The organism is Nonomuraea sp. NPDC048881 (assembly GCF_040649795.1).
Lineage (GTDB): Bacteria > Actinomycetota > Actinomycetes > Streptosporangiales > Streptosporangiaceae > Nonomuraea.
The window spans coordinates 76,271-97,874 of record NZ_JBEZGC010000013.1; the positions used below are offsets into that span (position 1 = coordinate 76,271).

At 71.0% G+C, this 21,604-nt stretch carries 20 protein-coding genes; 4 read left to right on the top strand and 16 right to left on the bottom strand.

What is annotated here, in order from left to right; translation table 11 throughout:
* Positions 1–27: 27 nt before the first annotated feature.
* The 5 genes from AB0C33_RS36240 to AB0C33_RS36260 all read right to left on the bottom strand — a co-directional run bounded on the left by AB0C33_RS36240 (position 28) and on the right by AB0C33_RS36260 (position 3,822).
* Positions 28–381, bottom strand: coding sequence for a hydrogenase maturation nickel metallochaperone HypA (locus tag AB0C33_RS36240; RefSeq protein ID WP_358295855.1), 354 nt, complete (start codon positions 379–381; stop codon positions 28–30).
* Positions 374–883 (bottom strand): hydrogenase maturation protease, encoded by a 510-nt coding sequence (locus AB0C33_RS36245; RefSeq protein ID WP_358295858.1) that lies wholly within the window; start codon positions 881–883, stop codon positions 374–376. Before AB0C33_RS36245 ends, AB0C33_RS36240 begins: the two co-directional genes overlap by 8 nt.
* A 20-nt stretch (positions 884–903) precedes the next feature.
* Entirely contained in the window at positions 904–2,208 is a 1,305-nt protein-coding gene (locus AB0C33_RS36250) for a hypothetical protein (protein WP_358295860.1), read from the bottom strand.
* Between the two features lie 404 nt (positions 2,209–2,612).
* The gene (locus AB0C33_RS36255; protein WP_358295863.1) at positions 2,613–3,179 is read right to left on the bottom strand and encodes a hypothetical protein; all 567 of its coding nucleotides are present in this window, start codon (positions 3,177–3,179) and stop codon (positions 2,613–2,615) included.
* A 145-nt stretch (positions 3,180–3,324) separates the two neighbouring features.
* On the bottom strand, positions 3,325–3,822 hold the full coding sequence (locus tag AB0C33_RS36260) for a sigma-70 family RNA polymerase sigma factor (protein WP_358295866.1): 498 nt from the start codon (positions 3,820–3,822) through the stop codon (positions 3,325–3,327).
* A gap of 679 nt (positions 3,823–4,501) precedes the next feature.
* On the opposite strand from AB0C33_RS36260, the gene AB0C33_RS36265 reads away from it, so the two are divergent.
* On the top strand, positions 4,502–4,804 hold the full coding sequence (locus AB0C33_RS36265) for an alpha/beta hydrolase (protein WP_358295868.1): 303 nt from the start codon (positions 4,502–4,504) through the stop codon (positions 4,802–4,804).
* A 417-nt stretch (positions 4,805–5,221) separates the two neighbouring features.
* On the opposite strand, the gene AB0C33_RS36270 is transcribed toward AB0C33_RS36265, so the two are convergent.
* Positions 5,222–6,454 (bottom strand): hypothetical protein, encoded by a 1,233-nt coding sequence (locus tag AB0C33_RS36270; protein ID WP_358295871.1) that lies wholly within the window; start codon positions 6,452–6,454, stop codon positions 5,222–5,224.
* A gap of 252 nt (positions 6,455–6,706) precedes the next feature.
* On the opposite strand from AB0C33_RS36270, the gene AB0C33_RS36275 reads away from it, so the two are divergent.
* Positions 6,707–8,110, top strand: coding sequence for a VCBS repeat-containing protein (locus AB0C33_RS36275; RefSeq protein WP_358295874.1), 1,404 nt, complete (start codon positions 6,707–6,709; stop codon positions 8,108–8,110).
* Positions 8,111–8,261: 151 nt separating this feature from the next.
* On the opposite strand, the gene AB0C33_RS36280 is transcribed toward AB0C33_RS36275, so the two are convergent.
* The 6 genes from AB0C33_RS36280 to AB0C33_RS36305 all read right to left on the bottom strand — a co-directional run bounded on the left by AB0C33_RS36280 (position 8,262) and on the right by AB0C33_RS36305 (position 12,848).
* Entirely contained in the window at positions 8,262–8,531 is a 270-nt protein-coding gene (locus AB0C33_RS36280; RefSeq protein WP_358295877.1) for a hypothetical protein, read from the bottom strand.
* 10 nt (positions 8,532–8,541) lie between these two features.
* Positions 8,542–8,865 carry a hypothetical protein gene (locus AB0C33_RS36285; protein WP_358295880.1) on the bottom strand — a complete coding sequence of 108 codons (324 nt, stop codon included), beginning with the start codon at positions 8,863–8,865 and terminating at the stop codon, positions 8,542–8,544.
* A 275-nt stretch (positions 8,866–9,140) separates the two neighbouring features.
* A complete protein-coding gene (locus AB0C33_RS36290; protein WP_358295883.1) occupies positions 9,141–10,226 on the bottom strand; it encodes an LLM class flavin-dependent oxidoreductase in 1,086 nt (361 codons plus the stop codon).
* Positions 10,226–11,041, bottom strand: a complete 816-nt coding sequence (locus tag AB0C33_RS36295; RefSeq protein ID WP_358295885.1) for an ABC transporter ATP-binding protein — start codon at positions 11,039–11,041, stop codon at positions 10,226–10,228. The genes AB0C33_RS36290 and AB0C33_RS36295 overlap by 1 nt, the downstream gene beginning before the upstream one ends.
* A complete protein-coding gene (locus AB0C33_RS36300) occupies positions 11,025–12,047 on the bottom strand; it encodes a glycine betaine ABC transporter substrate-binding protein (RefSeq protein WP_358295888.1) in 1,023 nt (340 codons plus the stop codon). The genes AB0C33_RS36295 and AB0C33_RS36300 overlap by 17 nt, the downstream gene beginning before the upstream one ends.
* A 21-nt stretch (positions 12,048–12,068) precedes the next feature.
* On the bottom strand, positions 12,069–12,848 hold the full coding sequence (locus AB0C33_RS36305; RefSeq protein WP_358295891.1) for an ABC transporter permease: 780 nt from the start codon (positions 12,846–12,848) through the stop codon (positions 12,069–12,071).
* A gap of 150 nt (positions 12,849–12,998) precedes the next feature.
* Here AB0C33_RS36305 and AB0C33_RS36310 point away from each other — a divergent pair, with 150 nt between their 5' ends.
* Together AB0C33_RS36310 and AB0C33_RS36315 are read left to right on the top strand one after the other, a co-directional pair.
* Positions 12,999–13,625 carry a TetR/AcrR family transcriptional regulator gene (locus AB0C33_RS36310; protein ID WP_358295894.1) on the top strand — a complete coding sequence of 209 codons (627 nt, stop codon included), beginning with the start codon at positions 12,999–13,001 and terminating at the stop codon, positions 13,623–13,625.
* A 28-nt stretch (positions 13,626–13,653) separates the two neighbouring features.
* Entirely contained in the window at positions 13,654–15,024 is a 1,371-nt protein-coding gene (locus AB0C33_RS36315) for a hypothetical protein (RefSeq protein WP_358295897.1), read from the top strand.
* A gap of 108 nt (positions 15,025–15,132) precedes the next feature.
* Here the strand turns inward: AB0C33_RS36315 and AB0C33_RS36320 are convergent, their stop codons facing one another.
* From AB0C33_RS36320 to AB0C33_RS36335, 4 genes are read right to left on the bottom strand one after another with little or no spacing between them, the layout of a single operon-like run.
* Positions 15,133–16,347, bottom strand: a complete 1,215-nt coding sequence (locus AB0C33_RS36320) for an alpha-L-fucosidase (RefSeq protein WP_358295899.1) — start codon at positions 16,345–16,347, stop codon at positions 15,133–15,135.
* Positions 16,344–18,557: a right-handed parallel beta-helix repeat-containing protein gene (locus AB0C33_RS36325; protein WP_358295902.1), complete on the bottom strand. Its 2,214-nt coding sequence runs from the start codon at positions 18,555–18,557 to the stop codon at positions 16,344–16,346. Before AB0C33_RS36325 ends, AB0C33_RS36320 begins: the two co-directional genes overlap by 4 nt.
* Positions 18,554–19,924, bottom strand: a complete 1,371-nt coding sequence (locus AB0C33_RS36330) for a M1 family metallopeptidase (protein WP_358295904.1) — start codon at positions 19,922–19,924, stop codon at positions 18,554–18,556. The genes AB0C33_RS36325 and AB0C33_RS36330 overlap by 4 nt, the downstream gene beginning before the upstream one ends.
* 2 nt (positions 19,925–19,926) lie before the next feature.
* Positions 19,927–21,594, bottom strand: a complete 1,668-nt coding sequence (locus AB0C33_RS36335) for an extracellular solute-binding protein (RefSeq protein WP_358295907.1) — start codon at positions 21,592–21,594, stop codon at positions 19,927–19,929.
* Positions 21,595–21,604 lie beyond the last annotated feature (10 nt).

The following is a 21,604-nucleotide window of genomic DNA, read 5'->3' on the forward strand; positions in this document are numbered from 1 at the left end:
GGTCTCCAGCCGGTGCCGGCGGGTCTGTCAGGCGGTTCCGGGAACCGGTTCGAACGTGATCGACTCCACCACGACGCGCTCGTCCGTGATGCTCTCCACGTCCATCCCGCCGCAGCTCCGGCAGGCGAGCAGGTCCGTGGCGGTGCGGGCCTCCTGCTCGGCGCCGCATCCCGCGCAGCGCATCAGGTACGGCACGGTGACGAGTTCGACGGTCGCGTCCTGCACGACCGTGCCCGCGGCGGCCAGGCGGAAGCCCGTGTCGATGACCCGCGGATCCACCGGGTGCCCGCCGACGAGGACGCGCACCGCGTTCACCCGGCGTCCACCGGCCCGTCCCAGCGCGGCCTCCACGATCGCGTCGCACAGCCCCAGTTCATGCATCGGTGGTCTCCTTCTCGATCTTTCCCGCCGCCTCCTGCCAGGCCAGCTCCGCGACGAGGCGGACGGCCCCCTCCACGGCGGCGGCCACCGGTTCGGACAGCTCCATCACCTCGTCCAGGACCGCGGGCCGGCAGCCCACGATCACGACCCGCTCGACGCCGCCGCCGAGGTGGTTCAGCAGCCGGAGCACGGCGTCCGGATGCAGCCCGTGCCCGTCGATCGCCACGTCGCCCCCGGACGGCCGGTCGTCGGCCTCGATGACGGCCAGCGTTCCCGGCGGGCCGTCGAGCGGGACGGCGTCGACCAGGATCAGGGTGTCGTAGCGGCCGTCCAGCAGCTCGTAGGCGAGGTGGACGCCGCGGATGCCGTAGTCGGCGACGTCGGCCGTCGCGGGCAGCTCCGCCCGGTCTAGGCGCCTGACCACCTCGACGCCGAAGCCGTCATCGCCCAGGAAGACGTTCCCGATGCCGGCCACGAGCACGTTACGGGAACCACCGGTCACGTTTCGGGAACCACCGGTGCTCATCCCGCCTCCAGGGGCTCGACCTCGTCGAGGGTGAAGTAGCGGTAGCGCCCGTACCAGCGGTTCAGATCGGCGCCCGGGTCGTCCTCGACGGTGACGGCCAGGTGCCAGGTGTCGTCCACGTCCTGGAGGACGTCCTCGACCAGGCCGGTCCTGCCGTCGAGGAACATGTCCTGGGGGTCGGTGCCCGACCGTCGCGGCCGGAGCCTGACCCGGCTTCCCTTCGAGACCTCCACCCCGGCGACCGTCACGCCGTCCACCGCCGCCGCGGCCCGGCGGGAACGGACCGCGCCGTGCAGCCGTGACAGCGCGGTGGGCGGCATGGAGTCGACGCGGTCGATGATCTCCGCGGCCCGCGCGTCGGTGGCGCGGGCCTCCCGCTTCTCGGCGTCGGTGAGCGTGAGGGTGCGCAGCGACAGGATCTCGTCGATCTCCGTGGCGTCGTGCAGGTCGCCGGGGCTCTCGGGGGCCACGCGCGGGTGGTCGTACAGGATGATCGGGGAGGAGAGCACGACGTCCCGCGCGCCGGGCGTACCGGCCAGCACGGGGAAGGTGCCTGTGTTGACACAGTCGCGGACCGCCGCCGCGGCCCATTCCGGCGGGTCGAGCAGGGAGACGAACGAGCCGCCGCGCGTGGCGAGCAGGGTGTGGCAGCTCAGGAGCGAGGCGCGCAGCGCGTCCTCGCGGGCGGCGTCGGCGGGGGTGGCCGGGTCGTCGTTCTCGACGCGGCAGCGCAGGCGCAGCAGCGGGGACGCCGTCGCGCACCGCGTGGCCGAGACGGCGACCGACGCCCGGATCGCCGACCGGCTGACGACGATCCGGCCGCCGTCCAGCGGCCGGATCTCCTCGCCCGCCGGCACGCCGACGGTGATCCGCCGCTCGCCCGCGAGCAGTTCGGCCGTGCCGGCACGCAGGTCGAACTCGCGCGGCACGGCCTCGTCGAAGCTCAGTTCCAGCGTGGGCCCGTCCCCCAGGGAGTCGACCGGCCGCCAGGCGCCGTCGGCGTCCCGGCGCTGCACCTGACGCCGCTGCTGGTGCAGGAAGCGGATCCGCAGCTCGACCGTGACCTCGCCGTCCGCTTCGAGCAGGCATTCCGTCTGCTGGACCCACGATTCGGCCGAGCCCGCCACGCCCGCGCCGGTGAGCCCCCGGGCCCGTGCCCAGGCGGGCGGCAGCAGCACGCCGAACTGCCACCGGACGCGGTTCTTGCCGGAGGAGCGGCGGTAGGGGTACAGCAGGTACCCCTCGTACAGGATCGCGTCGGCGATCGCACGGACGCTGTCGAAGGTGTCATCCGGACCCACGGTGTCCGGTATAGCAAGAGATGCCCACGTACGGTAAGTAAGCTTGTACAGTGTGTGCCGAAGTCACCTAGCGCTACCGGCGCCGGAGTGGCCACCCCCATCGGGGGCCGGGGCGGGCCCTGCTTGTGCCGGTCCTGACCCTGGCCGTTCCGGCAACGCGTTCCTCCTGGCCTCCCCCACGCACGACGGCAAGCAGCGCCCACCCCACCGGCCTGCCGTCCTGCTGCTGACCATCACCGCCTTCGGCACTTCCACCTTCGGCTGCCCGCGCATCGCCACGGTCGCCTCGGCCGCCACCTTCGGCTCAGCCGCCGCCGGTGTGCCAGGAGATCATGACGCTTCCGTTCGCCGCCGACGGCACAGAGCACCGGCCCGGGGGCTTCCCGGACCGGCGCTCTCGTGTGTCAGCCGCCGGCGCTGAAGGACCTCGCGCCGTTACCGTAGACGGTCATGTCCACCCAGGGGTGCGATTCCTGTATGCAGGAGACGTACGGGACCAAACAGAAGACGCCCTGGGTACGCTTGCGCCATTGGGCCGCTCCCCGGCCGCCGTTGCTCACGAGCGACTCGTGACCCTTGAACGACCAGCCCACCATGTAGACCTCGGCCCACCTGGTGTGGAAGTGGGCGCTGGTGATCCGGGAGCCGTCGCGGCAGTAGTCCATTCTCTGGAAATACTTCCAGAGCCATTGGCCGACGCGGTTCTTGCCGCCCCGGTAGCCGGTATAGATCCAGCAGGAACTCGCCATGATCTGGGTCCGTTCCTCCGCCGAGACGATGACATCGTTCTGGGCGAGCTTCGCGAGATAATCCTCGCTGGAGATGGAGTCCAGCGGTTCCTCGCCGTTCTCCGTGGTGGCCAGTTCGGTGTCGGGATCCGTAAGAGACGACGAGACCTTCTGGGACGTCCTGCTCTCCGCTCCCGCCGCGGGCGCGAACATCAAGCAGGCGAGCGCCGCCGCCAGCAGCACGACAAACGCATGCCGTACAGGCGGAATACGCCTTCGCAAGCTTCGCATGGCTGTCCTTTTCCGCGATTCCCAAGAATCGCATATCGGCCTGAACGAACGAACCTTTCACCGGTATTACGTTCCTGGACGGCGAGCTCGACAGAATTCATCGCCGATTTCCGGCCGGGCGGTTCATGGCCCGCCGCACGGGAGCGGTCGCACGGCGATACCGCATCTCGACGGCGGCGGCCGATTCGCCGCGCGCGACACCGATCTGTCCCCAGGTGGCGCCTTCCATTCGCAGGCGGACCACATGGCGGATCTCGGGGTCGAGCAGTGCGATCAAGGGTGCCGCGCGCCTGGCTTCGTCCCCGTCGGCCACGGCGTCCTCGAAGCCGTGGGGACGTGGCATGAGTGCCGCGTGGCGGCGTAACACCAGTTCGCGAGCCGTCCGGCGGTGGTGGTCGACCACGAGTCGCGCCGTGACGGTGGCGAGGAAGGGCCACGCCCGTTCCTCCTCCAGACCGGCGAAGGTGGCGGTACGCAGCAACGCGTCCTGGACGACGTCCTCCGCGTCCGCCCCCGCCCCCATGCGTAGCGCCAAGGCCAGCAGTCGCGGCCGGTACGCCATCAGGACATGCCAACGTTGTTCTGTGACATTCATGCCACGGCCCTCTCCGTTTCCATGCATACGAAAGAGCCCGGACAAAGTCGCCCCGTAAGATCGCAGACATGCGGAACCGCCGCACCAGGCCCACCGCCGGACGTTTCCGGGCCACCTGAGCTTGGCCCGATCGACCCCGGCCCGGCTTATCGCACGCGCCGGGCGGCCACCCCTATGACCGCCGATTCACACCCCGGACACACACCGACGTGCTCATGGCCGGCTCCCGCCCCCCTGCATTTCCCCTCCGTTCGAGGCGCCGGGCCGCCTCCGACCGGCCTTCGCTTCGGCTCTCGGCTCTGAACAGATCGAAGCACTTCGCGACCTTGTCCGGATCGAGCTGGGGAGCGCGCCGTCCGGATCCATGGGATTCCCGTCCGCTTGCCAGGGCACCGGGAGGTCAGGTGATTCCCGGCCACGCCCGTCACCACCCACCGAGCGACTGAATGATGCGCCGTTCGCATATCGAGCTGCCTGGCCTGGGCTGTGGTGGTGTGCGCTGATCATGCCGGAGGGGCGACACCAGCCGCCGTATAGGCTCTGACCTGGAGAATCAACTCCTCACTTGCAACCCGGCGAGTGTCTGTTGAGCGATCGTCTCGTCGGGTCCCGACCGCATCACGCTCGCCTCCATGACTGCGGCCTTGATCCGGTTGGATGACGGTGTACAGCCACGTACGTGGACCGCGAGCCCGGCGATTTCGCAGAGGTTCCCGTGGTCATGGTGCACGGCGGGCCAGGAGTCCCCGACCATCTCGCCCCGGTCGCCGGCGTCATCGACGACCTGCGCCTGGTTCGCCGCTACGACCAGCGCGGTACCGGTGGCTCGTGCTGGGAGGGAGAGCACACGATCGCCCGCCATCTTGACGACTTGGCGTTGTCGCTCGATGCGTGGGGACACGACCAGGCTGTGCTGAAGGATGAGGAGTTCGAGAGCGGCCCGGCGGCGGCTCGCACGGGTCCAGCTCGGCCTTCCCGGTGACCATGCCTTAGATGTACTGGAGGGCGACGTACCTGCGCGGGGTGGGTGGCCGTCGCCTGACGCCGGCTGATCTCGGTCGCCACGCAGCAGAGGCACGCCTCGCCCCGGCCGCCGCCCAGGGCGACGCCGCCGCTGCGCGGCTGCAGGAGCGCGCCGAGGACGAGGCCCTGGGCGCCTCCAGCATCCAACCACCACCACCGAGAGCCCCCGGCCCCCTCGAAACTCTACTGCGAAACGGCCGGGGGCTCCGTGTTCCTCAAGAGCTTCCCGCGGGCCAGCAGCAATACCGGTGGATTCTGCTCCATTGCCATTGGGACCTCAGGATGTCCGTGATGCTGCGCTCGACTTCGCCGGGACCCTTCACGTCTTACCGGGGAGCTCTGCAGAGCGTCGAGCCGGCATCCGTGATGCTGGGGATTACGCGGGATCGGGGCCGAGGTCGAGTGCCGGTTCGAGTCCGGGGAAGTCGCGGACGGCGGTGGCGAACTCCTGGAACAGCAACCACTGGTCCTTGGTGATGATCCAGTCCTTGGTGATGCTGCCCGTGACCGTGCCCATCGCGCGGACTTGGGCGTCGCCGCCGGTCAGTTCGAAGACCGGGCCTCCGCTGTCACCGTGTCTGGAGCTGTCGATCCGTTGCTTGGCCGAGACCAGGTTGCTGTAGCACTCCTGGTTGCCGTAGATGTCCTTGCCGCAGATCTCGCTGTACTTGTAGTCCACGGTTCGGCCGCACGAGGCTCCGGTGGTGGCGCCGGACATGCACAGGGACTGGTTCTTGTAGGTGAATCCCCAGCCGACCACCGGCTTGGTGTAGTCGCCGACGCCGGGGGTGCCGTCCCACATCCTGCCGTTGCCCTTGCCCGTGCTGACGAGGCCGGTGACGCGGATGAGCAGGAGGTCGTGGGCGACGTTCTCCTGCTCGGCGACGCCGATGACCTGGCCGGTGCCGTCGGTGAACACGTCGCCGGGAGCGCCGCAGTGCCCGGCCGTCAGCAGGTAGCGGGTCGAGCCGATGTACACGGGGAAGCCGCCGGTGCAGTTGTAGCCCAGGGCGGGGCTCCCGCCGCAGCCGGCAGCGCCGCCGAAGGTGGCGTTGGCGATCGCCACGCCGCCGTACCAGGGGAGGTCGTCGTCACAGCGGGACGTGAGCTGCAGCGGCTCCTGCACGACCACACGGACCGGGACCCCGACGTCCGGCAGCGCCTGCCGTACGAGGGCCATGTCTTTCTCTTCGACGGCGGCGGTGAGACCGCTCCCGTCGAAGGGCATCTGGACGGCGTGGACGCGCCCGCCCTTCTCGGCGCCCGAGGCGGCCCAGAGCCGGTCGGAGGCCGCGCTCAGTTCGCTCTCCGAGTACCGGGCCGGGCGCACCTCCACCGGGGCGATCTTCTCGGCCCGGTGGATCGCGGCCCGGATCGGGCCGGGAACCTTGCCCTTCCACCAAAGGATCACCCGTTCCTCGCCGAGTTCGACGCCCGCGTACCCGCCGCCGTCCACAACCTTCCTGATCTGGTCGGCGGCCGCCGTCAGAATGCTCTGCGGTGTGTCCTGTGGTGTGTTCGGGGTGGTCGCCGCGCGGACGGGAGTGGCGGCGGAGGTCATCGCCAGTGCCGCCATGAGGATGCCCGCGATCTTCGTCCTTGACTGCACGCTGCTCGGTCTCCTTCGTGGTTGCCGTCAGCGGACGAAGCTAGAAGCGTTGTCTTGTGATCGGGTTGGATCGGTCTTGCGAAACCCGGCAGGCTCGATGAACCGGCCCTTGGCCCCATCCATGCAGGTCAGGCCCGTTCCCGTGTGCCTGCGTGCGACCAGGTCCGGGCAGGTCGGCGCGTCCGATACGCTCGGCGGTCGTCGCCAGTCAGCCCCAACCCGGCCACAAGTCCCAAGCGGCATCCTCACCCCATGCGCGTGAACAAGATCGCCTGGTCGGCCGCGATACTCGCAGTGACCGTAGGGCTCACCACACCTGCCGCACCCGCCGCCGCGGCGCCTGCCATCGCCGTCAAGAGCGACTTCAACGCCGACGGCTACAACGACGTCGCCGTGGGCATGCCCACGTACCCGGGCTATCTCGGCACGAACAACAGCGGCATGATCGCGGTCCTGTACGGCGGCCCGAACGGCCTCAGCGGCGCCAGACAGCTCATCCGGCCCACGACCGGCTGCTCGGGTGAATCAGCCGGTGTCTGCCGAGGCTGGGGCAAAGGACTGACCTCCGGCGACGTCGACGGCGACGGCAGGACCGACCTGGTCACCGTGGGGCTCAGCGAGCGGCAGATCTTCTCCTGGACACCGGCCGGCATCACCCAGCAGGGCAGCTCCAGTTCGGCGTACTTCCAGGGGCTGACCGTCGGCAACGCCGACAACGACTCGCGACCCGACGTCGTGGGACTGTTCGCGACCGGCTGGAACGCCTCCTTCGGCGGCTGGTACAACGGCGGCGTTTTCGAAAGGACGCCGCTCAACGCCCCGAGCAGCCCTCGGCTGCAGTCGACGGCGATCGGCACCGTGAACGGCGATGACATCATGGAGGCGATGGTCCTGCTCGCCCCCACCTACGGATCGACCAGCCATGAGCTGTGGTACATCGACAGTCTGCGCGATCCGGCCCACACCCCCATGCTCATGGGCAACACGGCGGCCTGCGACACCCCCGAGGCGACCAAGCCTGTCTGCACCAAGAAGGACTCCCAGCTCGGCCTCGGCGACGTGAACGGCGACGGCTACCGCGACGTCGTCATGGTGACGCCCAGCACCGGCACGGTGCACGTCTGGTACGGCTCCTACTACGGCGCCGGCATGTACCAGCCCGGGTTCACGGCCCGCAACCTGTCCTGGCTGACCACGCTCGGGTCCACCGACATCACCGTCACCGTGGGCGACATCAACGGCGACGGACGCGGCGAGATCGCCATCGGCCTGCCCCGAGCGACCATCGCGGGCAAGGCGGCCGCGGGGGCCGTCGCGCTGATCCCCGGGACCGCCTCGGGCCCGGACGTCTCCGCTGCCCGGATCCTCACTCAGGACGGCATCGCCGCACCCGACACGGCGCCTTCGGCGGACCCGATCGCCGAGGACTCCGTGGCCGACGACCGCATGGGCGAGGCCGTCTCCATCATCGACGTCACGGCTGACGGCAAGGGCGAACTGATCGTCGGCGTGCCCGGCAAGAACGGCGGCAGGGGCATGCTGGCGGTGCTTGCCGGCACCGCCGCCGGGATCTCGTCCTCTGCGCAGTCCGTGCACGCGATTTCCACCGGGGTGAGCGCCGCGGATGCCCGCTTCGGCGCCATCATGCTGAGATAGCGCCACTGCGGGCGACGCCGATCCCTGCAGTTCGTGCTTTCGTGCCACGCCACGCCGCCATGTTCGGGCTGAAGGCCGGTTCGGCACTGTCCTGCGGAAGGACATGGACGTCCGCGGCCCTGCCGAAGGGGAGGGCCGCGGACTCTCGCGCCTATCTCACCCAGAGCTCGTAGCTGCCGTCGCCGTCTCCGTCGCAGTGGTAGTCGGCGTAGCCGTCCCAGAAGACGGCGACGATTCCGGCTGCCTGGCAGGTGGCCAGGTTGTCGTAGGTTCCGTAGTACCGCCAGCTGAGGAGGCCCGCCGCGCTGGATGACGCGGCCACGGTCCCGGCGGTGTTCGAGGGCGCTGCCAAGGCCGGCGGTGCGGCCAGCAGAAGCATGCCGGCCGCGCCCATCAGCACCATGATCTTCTTGCCGATCATCGTGGCCCTCCTAGTGGATTTCGGCGTAGTAGCTGGTGATGGGTGACCAGCCGCAGCCCAGGGCGAGCTCTACTTGGCCGCTGTCGGTGATGTTGGTCTGGGCGTCCCGCCACCAGATCCCCGCGCACTGCACGTGCAGGTCGGCGGTGCCGGGGCCGGTGCAGAAGACGTGCACCCTGTTGTCGGAGCCGACGTAGGGGGCTGCGCAGGACCCCGAGAGGGAACTGAGTGTGCTCGCCGTGGAGACGGTGGAAGCGGAAGCTGCGGCGGACCCTCCGTACAGGGAGAGTCCGACGCTGCTCACCACGGCGAGCGTGGCGAGAAGTCTGTTCATGATCTGAGCCCTTTCTGCGTGGGGACGGGATGTCCCATCCGCGGTGCGTGGTCCGCCCTGGAGCTCAGTTGTGCGATCGTTGATCATGGCTGCCTCTCAGAAGCGGAATGAGGGGACACCCCTGATGCTGATCCGGCAGTGGTCCGAAGTCTGTCGTGCAAGCCGTCGGCCAATTGCTCGACATTCAACGCAGCGTACGGCCCAGCCCCAGGACCGCGATGCTGACGAAGATCGTCGACGAGCGCCGCGGCGACTGACCAGCCTCCCATGGGGGCTCAGGCCGGAAGGGCCGCCGTCCGCGGCACGCGCGGCAGGACGTGCTCGCCGACCCGGTACGCCTCCTCCAGATGCGGCCATCCGGACAGCACGAACTCCTCCACCCCTGCCGCCGCGTATTCGTGGAACAGTGCCGCGACCTCGTCGTACGAGCCGACCAGGGCGGTGCCGGCGCCCTCGCGCACCAGCCCGACCCCGGCCCACAGCCCCGGGTGGATCTCCAGCTCACGGGTGCCGCCGGCGTGCAGGTCCACCATGCGGCGCTGGCCGACGGAGTCGTAGCGGGCGAAGCGGCGCTGGGCCTCGGCGATGCGGCCCGGGTCCATGCCCGTGAGCAGCCGGTCGGCCTCGGCCCAGGCGGCTTCGTTCGTGTCGCGGGCGATGACGTGCACGCGCAGGCCGTACCCGAGGGTGCGGCCGTGCGCGGCGCTGAGCGTGCGCAACCTGGCCACCCGCTCGGCGACCGCCTGCGGCGGCTCGCCCCACATGAGCACGACGTCGGCGTGGCGGGCGGCGACCTGCTCGGCGGCCGGTGACGCGCCGCCGAAGTAGAGCGGCGGCCTCGGGTCGAGCGGCGCGGGCAGGCCGCCGCTCTCGACCCGGTAGTGCTCGCCGTGGTGGTCGAACGGCGCGCCGTCCCAGGCGCGGCGGAGCACGTGCAGGAACTCGCCGGTCCTGGCGTAGCGGGCGTCGTGGTCGAGGAAGTCTCCGTACGCGCGCTGCTCGACGGGGTCGCCCCCGGTCACGACGTTCAGCAGCAGCCGGCCGCCGGAGATCTCCTGGAAGGACTGGGCCTGCTGGGCGAGCAGGGTGGGCAGCGCGTACCCGGTGCGGAAGGCGACCAGCAGTCGCAGCCGCTCGGTGTGCTGGGCCAGGGCCGCGCACACGATCCATGGGTCGGGGCAGCCCGCGCCGACGGGGGTGAGCGCGGCCTCGAACCCCGCCTGCTCGGCCGCCCTGGCCACCTGCGTCAGGTACGCGACGGTGGCCGGGCGGGCGGAGGGGCGGTAGGCGTCGGTGGTGGTGATGGCAGAGCGTACGTCGTGACCGTCACCGGTCGTGGGCAGGAACCAGTGGAAACGCATCAGGAAACCTCGGGGTCGGACGAAGCGGCCCGCCGGACGGCTGCGGCCACGGTCTCGCGTACGGACGGGAAGTCGGGATGGGTGCGCGGATCTGCCGCGCGCGGCAGCTCCGAGGGCTGGTCGAGCACGATCGTGCCCGGCCCGCGGCTCATCACCAGCAGGCGGGTGCCCAGGTAGACGGCCTCGTCGACGCTGTGCGTGACGAACAGCACGGTCTTGCCCGTGGCCTGCCACAGCCGTCGCAGCTCTTCCTGGAGCCGCTCCCTGGTGAGCGCGTCGAGCGCGGCGAACGGCTCGTCCATCAGCAGGATCGCGGGGTCGGGCGCGAGCGCCCGGGCGATGGCGGCGCGCTGCTGCATGCCGCCGGACAACTCGTACGGACGCCGCCCCGCCACCTCGCCCAGCCCCACGAGCGCGAGCAGTTCGTCGGCCCTGGCCGTCCTGGCCCGCTTCGGCACCCCTGTCATGCGCAGTCCGAACTCGACGTTACGCCGTACGTTCAGCCAGGGGAACAGCCGCGGCTGCTGGAACACCACGCCCCGGTCGGGACCCGGCCCCGCCACGGCCTCGCCGCCCACGGTGACCGTCCCGGAGGTGGGCGCGGCGAACCCGGCGACGAGCCTGAGCAGCGTGCTCTTCCCACAGCCCGAGGGCCCGACGATCGTCACGAACTCGCCCGCGCCGACGTCGGCCTCGATCCCGCGCAGCGCCTCCACAGGCTCCGCCTTCGACCAGCGGGAGCGCGGCCGGTAGGTGAGCGAGACGCCCTCCAGCCGCACCGCCGCCGCGGTGAGCGTGTCAGCTGGTGAAGGCATCGCGCAGGTCCTTGGTGGCCAGGCCCTTCTGGAAGACCTCCAGGGCGGGCACCTCGGGCAGCTTGTTCTGGGCCTTGAGGAACTCGGCGGCGCTGCGCAGGTTCTCGGCCAGCGCGCCCGGCTTGTCCGGGGTGCCCAGATAGGCAGAGCCGGCCTGCTCCTTGGCGTCCAGCAGGATCAGCTCGTCGATCTGCCCGGCGGCCTCGTCGGGGCTCAGGTTGAGCTGGCGTCCGACGGCCGCCGCCGCGGCCCGCTTGTCGGTGCGTACGAGCTTGACCGCCCGGTCCTGCTGCGTGAGCCAGGTGCGCAGCGCCTGGGGGTAGGAGGTGGCGAACTGGGTGCGGACGACGGCCAGGTCGGCCGTCAGCCTGCCCTTGGCGGCCAGCTCCTTGCTGGTGACCAGCACCTTGCCACCCTTGCGCAGCTCGCCGAGCACGGGCGTCCAGACGTAGGCGGCGTCGATGTCGCCGCGTGTCCAGGCGGCCTGGATGTCCGGCGGCTCCAGGTCGACGACGGTGACGTCCGACTCGCTCAGCCCGGCCTCCTGGAGCGCGGCCAGCAGGCTGTAGTGCGAGGTCGAGGAGAACGGCGTCGCGATCTTCCGGCCCTTCAGCTCGGTCACCGAGCCCGCCTGGCGGGCCACGAGCGCCTCGTTCTCGCCGATGACGTCGAAGATCCACGGCACCTGGTACGGGATGTTCAGCGGCGCGGACAGGCCGCGGGTGACCGGGCTGCTGCCGGCCAGGCCGATGTCGATGCTGCCCGCGACCATCGCGGTGTTCACGTCGCCGCCCGAGTCGAACTTGATCCAGCTGATCTTCGTGTTCGGCAGCGCGCTCTCCAGCCAGCGCTGGTCCTTGACGATGAGGTCGCCGTTCGGGATGAGCTGGTAGCCGATGCGCAGCTCCTTGGGGCTGCCGTCGGCGGCGGGGGTGGCGCCGGTGCCGGTGGAACAGGCCGCCAGGCACAGTGCGAGCGCCAGCGCGGGGATGAGGCGATGTTTCATGGCTGATGCCTTCGCAGGGGGTCAGGCCTTGCCGCGCCAGGGCACGAGCAGGCGCTCGGTGAGTTGGAGGAGGGTGTCGATGAGCAGGCCGGACGCGCCGATGACGAGCAGCCCCAGCACGACGACGTCGGTCTGGTTGTAGCGCTGGGCGTCGCGGATCATCCCGCCGATGCCCGGCACTCCGTTGACGGTCTCGGCGGCCACGACCGTGGTGTAGGCCACCCCGACCGCGACCCGGACGCCGGTGATCACTTCGGGCAGCGCCGAGGGCAGCACGATCCGGGACGGAAGCTGCCACCGCCCGGCCCCCAGCGACCTGGCCGCGTACAGGTAGTCCTCGTGCACCCCGCGTACCGCGTCGGCGGTGGCCACCGCTACGGGTGGCAGCGCGGCCACGAACAACAACGAGACCTTGGGCGGCTCGTCGATGCCCAGCCAGATGATCAGCAGGCTGAAGTAGGCCAGTGGCGGCAGCGTCCGCACGAACGTGATGAGCGGGTTGAGCAGGGCGCGCACGGTGGGCACCAGGCCGACGACCAGGCCCAGCGCGATGCCGCCGGCGATGCCGTACAGGCTGCCGAGCAGGATACGGCGCAGGCTGGCCAGCAGATGCTCCGACAGCAGGTAGCCGCCGTAGCCGCGCCGGCCGTCGTGCACGGAGGAGGTCAGGAAGAGCTGGTCCCACACCGACCCCGGGCTGGGGACGAACACCTCGGGCCACAGGTGGGAGGCCGCGACCGCCCACCAGATCGCGGCCAGCAGGACCACCCCCGCCACCCGCAGCCCGACCCCACGGATCACCGTCTCCGCCTCTATTCCACAATAAGCGACTGGTTTAGTGGGAATTAAGGTAGAGGATCCCCCGGGTGCACGCAAGAAGAACGACGCGCGGCCCCTCGGGTGAAAAACTTCCAGTTGCTGGAAAATTCTAGTACGAGTATATTCGCTCGCATGCAGGAAACGCGGCGGGAGCGGAAGAAGCGGGAGACCCGGCAGCGCATCGTGTCGGCGGCCATGGCCCTGTTCGAGGAACAGGGCTATGAGCAGACCACCGTGACGCAGATCGCCGCGGCGGCGGACGTCGATCCCAAGACGTTCTTCAACTACTTCCGCACCAAGGACGAAGTGCTCTTCGTCGACATGGAGCGGGACTTCGACGTGCTGGTCGGCGCCATCGCGGACTGCCGCCCCGAGGAGGGCCCCGGCGAGGTGCTGGCCAGGGCGGTCGAGCGGTACGCCGCCCACCGCCGGCCCAAGATCCCCGCCAAGGAGGCCGCGGAGCTGTCCGGCGTGACCCGGCTGGCCCTGACCACGCCCGCGCTCCAGGCCAAGGGGCTCTACCTGCTGCTCGACCTTCAGCAGCGCGTCGTCGGGGAGCTGCTGAAGGCTTTCCCCGGCCTCGACCCGATCACCGCGGCCGCGATGATCGGGGCCCTGATGGGCGCCGTCCAGCAGGCGGGCCTGGCCAGCGTCCAGCTCGGCCGGTCCCAGGAGGAGTTGTGGGAGGCCGCCCGGCACGGCGTCGAGATCGCCATGCGTGGTCTGCGCTCGGTGCCGCCGTCCACCCCGAGCCTTTGACGCATCACCGTGGACAGGAGCGACGATCATGGAGGAAAGCGTCCGGCGGCTCGCCCGCGACATGCGGCGCGCGGTACGGGAAGGCCCGGAGGCGATCGCACGGCGGCGGCGGGGTCGCCTGGCCGAGCTGGTGGCCCATGCCCGCGCTCACTCGCCCTTCTACCGCGAGCTCTACCATGACCTGCCGGAAGGGGCCGACGACCCGCAGCTGCTCCCGGTCACCGACAAGAAGACACTGATGGCCCGCTTCGACGACTGGGTCACCGACCGTGAGGTGACCCGAGAGCGAGTCGAGGAGTTCGTGGCCGATCCCGATGTGGTGGGCCATCGGTTCCTGGGCCGTTACCTGGTCACCACGACCACCGGCACCAGCGGGCAGCGCGGCCTGTTCGTGCAGGACGATCGGTGCCTGGCCGTGCACACCGCCACCGGCTTGCGCACCGGCGCCGGACTGTCGGCCCGCGACGTCCTGCGCACGCTCGCCCGCGCCGGCCGCACCGCCATCGTCACGGCGCCCAGGGGCCACTTCGCCACCCTCGCCGGGCCGGCGCGGGCGGCCCTGGAGCGGCCGTGGCTGGGCCGGTTGGTGCGAGTCATCCCGACCGACCAGTCGATGGAGGAGATGGTCGACGAGCTCAACCGGTTCGATCCGGCCGGCGTCGCCGGTTTCGTCGGGCTGCTCACGCTGCTGGCAGGGGAACAGGAGGCCGGCCGGTTGCGCATCCGCCCGGCGCTCGTCATCCCCGGCGGCGAGACGCTGAGCCCGCAGACCCGGGAACGCCTGGCCGCCGCGTTCGGGGCGAAGGTCCGCGCCGCCTACGCCTGTGGCGAGTGCGGCTTCCTCACCGCCGGCTGCCGGGAGGGCTGGTACCACGTCAACGGTGACTGGGTCGTCCTGGAGCCGGTCGACGCCGACCACCGGCCGGTGCCGCCAGGGCGGCTTTCACACACCGTCCTGATCAGCAACCTCGCCAACCGGGTCCAGCCGATCCTGCGCTACGACCTCGGCGACAGCGTCCTGATGCGTCCTGACCCCTGCCCGTGCGGCAATCCGCTCCCGGCCGTCCAGGTGCAGGGGCGGGCGGCCGATCTGCTCACCTTTCCCACCGGGTCCGGCGAGCGCGTCGGCATCTCTCCCATGTCCTTCAGCACCGCGCTGGCCGTTCCCGGCATGGAACAGTTCCAGCTCGTCCAGACCGCGCCCACCGTCCTGCGGGTACGCCTGCGGGCCGCCGGCGGCGCCGACGCGGACCGCGTCTGGCAGGCCGCCCACGACCGGGCCGTCCATCTGCTCGCCGAGCACAAGGCCGGTCACGTGACGATCGAGCGCGCCGAGGAGCCGCCGGAGCAGACGGCCGGAGGGAAGTACCGCAAGATCATCCCGCTGCCGCAGCCCTGACGGGCGCCGGACTCTCCGCCGCAACGGCAGCCGAAAGCGTGCACGTGGACACCGCCGCCACCACGACAGCTACGCCGACGGTTCACCTACGCCCTGAGGAACGCCGCACTAGGGCCTCAGGAACAGCTCGACGACCGGGATCGTCACGTCGGGGCGGGTGATCGGCAGCCGCAGGGTCAGGGTGTCCTCCGGCAGGCCGCGCAGGTAGTGGTGGAACGGCTCCTTCGGGTCGATCTCGACGAACGGCACCTCCGAGGCGTCGTGCAGGAACTGGGCGTAGGCCACCCGGCCGCCGAGGCCGGGCAGGTGCACGTGCTGCATCGGCCACGACAGCAGGTGCAGGTAGAGCCGGTCGCCGCGTCGGGTGTAGCGGCAGTCGGCCGGGGCCTCGAAGTCCGCGGGCCCCGCCCCGTGGATGGACCGGGCGTGCAGGCGCATCCACGCGCCGATCCCGCGCAGCCGTTCCAGGGCGCGCGGCTCGAACTCGCCCCGGGCGTTCGGGCCGACGTTCAGCAGCATGTTGCCGCCCCTGGACACGGTGTCGACCAGCATCTTCACCAGCAGCTCGACCGGCTTCCAGTCCTGGTTGTCGCGGTGGTATCCCCAGCTGCCGTTGAGCGTCTGGCACGCCTCCCACGGCCGGTGGCCGGGCACGCCGCCGGGCGGCATGACCTGCTCGGGCGTGGTGAAGTCGCCGCCGCCGAGCCCGAGCCGGTTGTTGACGAGGATGCCCGGCTGCAGCTCGCGGACCATCCGCTCCAGCTCGGCCGAACGCCACTCGTCGGGGCCCTTGGCGCCGAACCCGCGCCCGGCGTAGGAGAAGTCGAACCACATCGTGTCGATGCGGCCGTAGCGGGTCAGCAGCTCGCGGACCTGGCCGTGCAGGTAGTCGGCGTAGGTGGTGATGTCGCGTTCGCCGAGGTCCTCCTCCCGGCGGGGGTGGTAGAGGTCGTTGGGGAAGTCGGGGTGGTGCCAGTCGAGCAGGGAGTAGTACAGGCCGGTACGCAGGCCGCGCTCCCTGAAGGCGTCGAGCATGGGGGCGAGCAGGTCGCGGCGGGCCTTGAACCCGGTCAGGCCGGAGTCCCACAGGCAGAAGCCGTCGTGGTGCTTGCTCGTCACGACCAGGTACTTCATCCCGGCGTTGACGGCCTCGTCGGCCCAGGCGGCCGGGTCGTAGAGGTCGGGGTCGAAGTGGTCGAAGTAGCGGCGGTAGCGCTCGTCGTCCATCTTCTCGTACGACTGCACCCACTCGTGGCGGGCGGCCGCCGCGTAGATGCCCCAGTGGATGAACAGGCCGAACCGGGCCTGCGTGAACCAGCTCATGGGTGCACCATGACGGCCGACAGGCCGATCCGGCCGGTGCCGGTCCGCTGGATCCGCACGTACCGGCCCTCGGCGTCCACCGCGACCACGGACGGGCGCAGCGCCCGGCCCGGCAGCGGCACCCGTGTGGCCTGCGCGAAGTCGGGCGTGGCCGAGACCAGCAGCTCGGCGTCGGCCGTGGTCATGGAGGCGTCGTTCCAGATCTCCACCGTGCCGATCCGGTGCGGGCCGCCCAGATCGACCTGCCACCAGGAGCCGGGCGCGGACGTCGTCCTGGTGTCGGTCACCGTGGAGCCGTCGAGGGCGCCGGCGGCCGCCGCGGCGCCCTCGGTGGCGGACTGGGTGGCGCTGCCCGTCCTGGCCAGGTCGGGTTCGAGCTGCTCGACCGGGCCGGGGCTCGCGCCCGCCGCCGCGGCGACGGCGAGCGCCGCGTCGGGCAGCCGTTCCAGGGCGGTGTGGTTGTCCGCCTGCCGCGAGCCGCGGCCGGACAGTTCCGGCGCGGTGGTGTCGGTCCAGTTGCCGGTCGCGAGGTTGTCGATGCCGTACCCGGCCCAGTTGGAGATCCACTTGTAGCCGACGCGGGTGATCACGTTGCCTTCGACCGTGATGTGGGAGCTCTGCTCGTCGAGGTAGACGCCGTTGCCGTCGCGCTCGGTGTTGCCGTACGCCGACCGGTTGAGGTAGTTGCCGGAGATCACCGTGCCGGGCTGCGGGCCCTGGGTGTAGATCGCGCCGCCGTCGTGCTGGTCCTCGGCGACCATCATGGCGTCCACGATCCTGTTGCCGGTGATCCGGTTGTCGCGCATGTCCGGGTTCTGGGCCACCGGCTGGTTCCAGCCCCAACCGACCGACACGCCCGAGTACGGCAGCTTCTCCAGCGTGTTGTGGTCCACGCGCAGCCCGGACTCGTAGCCCGCCCAGACGCCCACCGCGTCGGTGAACTCGCGGCCGGTCCAGGTGATGGTGTTGCGGGCCACCGTGTTGCGCTCGCCGCGCAGCTCGGCCGGGGGATTGGGGTCGGTGTCGCCGACGTAGACCGCGCCCGACGACAGGTCGGTGAACGCCGAGCCGGTGACGGCCGAGTCCTTGGTGCCGCCCTCCAGGATCACGCCGGCGCCGCCGAGGCGCGCGAACGCGGCGCCGTCGACGGTCACGTCCCGGCCGCCGCGCACGACGACGGCCGCGGCCGGCTTGGTGTAGAAGCGGCCGGCGTGGTCCTCGGGGCCGGTCGCGCCGGTCAGGGTGAGGCCGCCCTGCGTGCCCGCGTACCCCTCGGCGGTGTCCGGCTGCCGGTAGGCGGCGTGCTCGAAGCCCAGCCCGGCGATCCTGACCCGGCTCGCGCCCTCCATACGCAGCAATGTCTCGGTGGCGGGCGCGATCACGTCGTCCAGTCGCTCGCCCGGCCGGGGCAGGTAGGAGACGGTACGGGCGGTCCGGTCGAAGACGAACTCGCCCGGCTCGTCGAGCAGCTCGGCGGCGTTCTCGAAGAAGGACACCTTGGAGTACCGGGAGGAGTCGACCGTCGTCGAGTCCCACGCGGGCCCGGTGCGGCCGGTGCCGCTCGCGGAGTTCGTCCAGCACGGCTGGACGAAGGTGATCACGTCGCCGTCCACGCGGTCGATCCTGCAGCGGTAGTTCCGCCACCTGACCTTGATGACCGCCTCGGCGTTCGCCGGGTCGGCCCAGCCCGCGACCCCGCTCTTCACCGCGCCGGTCATGCCCGTCTTCGTCGCGTCGCAGGTCGCGGCCGGGCACGACCCGCCGCGTGCCCGGACCGCGCGTACGCCGCCGACGAAGAGCTGCCGGGGCGAGAGGCCCTCGGGAACGGGCGCGACCTGGAGGCGTCCCTCCTGCCGCCAGCCGGTGATCGGCACGCCGCCCGACAGCACCGGACGGGCGCCGGGGGCGGCGGTCCAGGTCACCGTGTGCCCGTCGGGGCCGGAGTCGCGCCGGTCCAGGACGAGCGGCGCGGCCATCCGGTAGACGCCGCCCGCCAGGCGGACCTCGACGTCGCGGTCCATGCCGCCGGCCAGGGCCTCGCGGACCTTGTCCCGCGCGGTCTCCAGGGAGCACGGGTTGACCTGGTTGCAGGCCGCGGACCGGCCGTCCGGGGCGACGTGGAAGACCTTCGGGGCCGGGGCGGCCGGGGCGGCCGCGGGGGTCGCGGGGGGCAGGGCCAGGGTCAGGGCGAGGGCGATCGCGGTGTTCACATTCCCTCCAGCGGGGGGTTCTGGGTGCCGAAGAGCCAGGCGCGCAGGAATCCGTCCAGGGCGGGACGGTGGGCGGTGGCGGCGGCGTGGGTGATGAAGTCCTCGGTGGAGGCGTTGCCGTCCTTGTTGCGCTGCACCCACCGGCGCATGATCCGGTCGAACGTCTCCTCGCCGACCTCGGTGCGCAGGGCGTACAGGACGAGGGCGCCGCCGTCGTAGATGTTGTAGCCGCCGAGGCCCTTCGGCCTGCCGGGCGGGCCGTCCTTGGCGCGGACCTCGTCGAGCTTGGCGTACACGCCGCGCATCTTGTCGGCCAGCGGCTGGCCGCCGTGCTCCTGCGCCCACACGGCCGCGTAGTAGACGGCCGGGCCCTCGTTCAGCCAGGCGTCCTGCCACGTGGCGGGGGTCACGGAGTCGCCGAACCACTGGTGGACGAGTTCGTGCACCATCGTGTTGGAGTACGTGGGCCGGTCGAACCACCCGGTGCCGAACAGCGACAGCGTCTGGTTCTCCAGCGCGTCGCTGTACCCCGGGTAGATGTGCACCCCGTACGTGGAGAACGGGAACCGGCCGAACCTGGCCTCCGCCCAGGCGATCTGGGCGCCGGTCTCGGCGGCGATCGGCGCGTACCTGGCCTCCTGGCCCTGCGGGACGACGTGCCGCAGCGGGAGCGCGTGCGGGCCGGTGCCGTAGACGTACGTGCCCTTGACCACGGCGAGGCCGATCAGCTCCGAGGCCATCGGCTCGCGCTCCTCGAACGTCCACGTGCCGCCGTCGCGGCCGGTCAGCTCGCCGTTGGCGGTGGCGACGTACCCCTCGGGGGCGGTGACGCGGAAGGTCCAGGTGGCCTTGTCCGACGGGTGGTCGTTGACGGGGAAGAACGTGTCGGCCCTGCTGGACTGCGCGGCGGCGGCGAACCCGCCGTCGGGGCCGAAGCGCCAGCCGGTCAGGCCCGCGCGCGGCGCCTTGCCGTTGCCGTGGAAGCGCACCTCGGCCTCGAACGGGATGTGCTCGCGCAGCGGCTCGGCGGGCGTGACGGTCAGCTCCTGACCGCTCTGCCCGGGGGAGAGCGCCCAGGTGGCGGGCTCGCCGTCGACGGTGACGGCGTCGATCACGTGCCCGTCGGTGTCGAGGTTGAAGGACGACAGGGCCTGGGTGGCCGTCGCGGTGAACCGTACGACGCCGGAGAAGTCGTAGGTGACGGGGGTGAAGTCGAAGGAGACGTCGTAGTGGCGCACGTCGTAGCCGCCGTTGCCGAGCGTCGGGAAGAGCGGGTCGCCGACCCCGGGCGAGCCCGGCGACGGAGGTACGGCGGCGGCGGTGCCGAGCAGCGCGGCCGCGACGAGGGCGATGACGGTCCGCTTCATGGTCAGCCCGCCTTCGGTGACTGCTTGAGTGCTTCCTCGAACTCGGCGCGTGCCTGGTCGCCGCCCTGCGCCCGCCAGTCCTTGACCAGCTTGTCCAGGTCACTCAGCGGCGCCCGCCCGGCCACGATGGAGGTCACGCGGTCGGTGCGCATGGTGTACAGCGACTCGTACTTGTTCTCGTTGGCGGGGGAGTACAACCCGACCGTCGGGTCCTCCACGCCCACGGCGATCATCTTGCCGATCGCGTCGTGCATGATCTTCACGGCCTCCTTCGAGGAGGAGTCGAACAGCGCCTGCGTCGGCGCGGCGACGAACTTCCACGGCACGGCGGTGTCCCGCCCGCCCTGCTCGGTCAGCACCGGCGCGCCCTTGGCGTCGCGCGTGTGGTCGGTGCCCTCCAGGCCGTAGTTGAACAGCGTGTACTCCTCGCTGCCGAACGGCGAGGCGAAGAAGTCGGCCACCCGCAGCAGCTCCTTGGCCCGCTGCTCGTCGCTCTTCTTCAGCATGGTGATCGAGACGACGATGTTGTTGAGGAACGCCTCGGCCTTCGGGCCGACCGGCGTGAGCGGCCGCGGATCGGCCGTCGGCTCGATCTTCTTGGACGTCTGCAGGTAGCCGGTGGGCCCGAGGTAGGCGGGCAGGCCGTCGTAGACCATCGCGGCGTGGCCGGAGTTGAACTCGTTCTTGCGCTTGAGGCCGTCGAAGCCCTCCGAGCCGGGGTAGATGACGCCCGCCTCGCGGAGCTTGCGGACGTACTCGACGGCCGCCTTGTACTCCTCGGTCTCGATGGCGTGGACGAGCCTGCCGTTCTCCAGCCGCCAGGCGTTGGGGGCGCCGAACAGCTGCGAGAAGATCGACAGGCCGTACCCGCCGCCGACCATGGTGAGCACGCCCCACTGGTTGTCCTTGGGCCTGGTCACCTCCTTGAGCAGCTCGAACAGGCGGTCCATGTCGGAGATCTGCGCCAGGTCGGTGACGCCCGCCTTCGCGAACATGTCGGCCCGGTAGAAGCCGAGCCCGCCGACCATGTTGCGCGGGATGGGGATGCCGTACAGCTTGCCGCCGACGATGCCCTGCTTCCAGAACACCTGCGGGATCGCCGCCAGGTTCGGGTACTCCTTGACCGCGTCCCCGCCGAGCAGCGCCGTCAGGTCGGTGCACTGGCTGGCCGCGAACGCGGGCAGGTTGTTCACCCCCTGCGACTGGATGTAGGTGAACATGTCGGGCAACGTGCCGCCCGCGACCATCGTGTTGAACTTCGTCGGCCAGTCGTCGGACGAGACCGCCTGCACGTCGGCCGTCCCGCCGAGCCGCTTCTCCACCTCCTGCCACGCCGGGTTCTCCGCACGGCCGGGCGGCGGCGGCAGGAACGTCTGCACCGCGATCTTCACGGTCCCGCCCGACATCGGCGGCTTGGCGACGGCCTTGAACAGCTTGTCCGGATAGGTGAAGTAGCCCTCGGGCACGCCCGTGGGGCTGCCGGGCAGGTCGGGGGTGAGCGTGCCGGCCGGCGGCGTGTACGTCGGCAGCTTGATGGTCAGCCCCTGCGCCTTGGCGGCGGGCGCGGCGGACCCGCCACCGCAGGCCGCGAGGGCGGAGGAGGCGACGACACCCGCCGCCGTGGCGGCGCCGAGCCGGAGGAAACCTCGGCGCGAGACGCTTTCTCTCATGGGATCTTCC

Excerpts from the sequence above, each read along its gene's own strand:
- AB0C33_RS36240 (WP_358295855.1), bottom strand. The coding sequence starts at position 381 with ATGCATGAACTGGGGCTGTGCGACGCGATCGTGGAGGCCGCGCTGGGA.
- AB0C33_RS36260 (WP_358295866.1), bottom strand. The coding sequence starts at position 3,822 with ATGAATGTCACAGAACAACGTTGGCATGTCCTGATGGCGTACCGGCCG.
- AB0C33_RS36275 (WP_358295874.1), top strand. The coding sequence starts at position 6,707 with ATGCGCGTGAACAAGATCGCCTGGTCGGCCGCGATACTCGCAGTGACC.
- AB0C33_RS36280 (WP_358295877.1), bottom strand. The coding sequence starts at position 8,531 with ATGATCGGCAAGAAGATCATGGTGCTGATGGGCGCGGCCGGCATGCTT.
- AB0C33_RS36285 (WP_358295880.1), bottom strand. The coding sequence starts at position 8,865 with ATGAACAGACTTCTCGCCACGCTCGCCGTGGTGAGCAGCGTCGGACTC.
- AB0C33_RS36290 (WP_358295883.1), bottom strand. The coding sequence starts at position 10,226 with ATGCGTTTCCACTGGTTCCTGCCCACGACCGGTGACGGTCACGACGTA.
- AB0C33_RS36295 (WP_358295885.1), bottom strand. The coding sequence starts at position 11,041 with ATGCCTTCACCAGCTGACACGCTCACCGCGGCGGCGGTGCGGCTGGAG.
- AB0C33_RS36300 (WP_358295888.1), bottom strand. The coding sequence starts at position 12,047 with ATGAAACATCGCCTCATCCCCGCGCTGGCGCTCGCACTGTGCCTGGCG.
- AB0C33_RS36310 (WP_358295894.1), top strand. The coding sequence starts at position 12,999 with ATGCAGGAAACGCGGCGGGAGCGGAAGAAGCGGGAGACCCGGCAGCGC.
- AB0C33_RS36315 (WP_358295897.1), top strand. The coding sequence starts at position 13,654 with ATGGAGGAAAGCGTCCGGCGGCTCGCCCGCGACATGCGGCGCGCGGTA.
- AB0C33_RS36320 (WP_358295899.1), bottom strand. The coding sequence starts at position 16,347 with ATGAGCTGGTTCACGCAGGCCCGGTTCGGCCTGTTCATCCACTGGGGC.
- AB0C33_RS36330 (WP_358295904.1), bottom strand. The coding sequence starts at position 19,924 with ATGAAGCGGACCGTCATCGCCCTCGTCGCGGCCGCGCTGCTCGGCACC.
- AB0C33_RS36335 (WP_358295907.1), bottom strand. The coding sequence starts at position 21,594 with ATGAGAGAAAGCGTCTCGCGCCGAGGTTTCCTCCGGCTCGGCGCCGCC.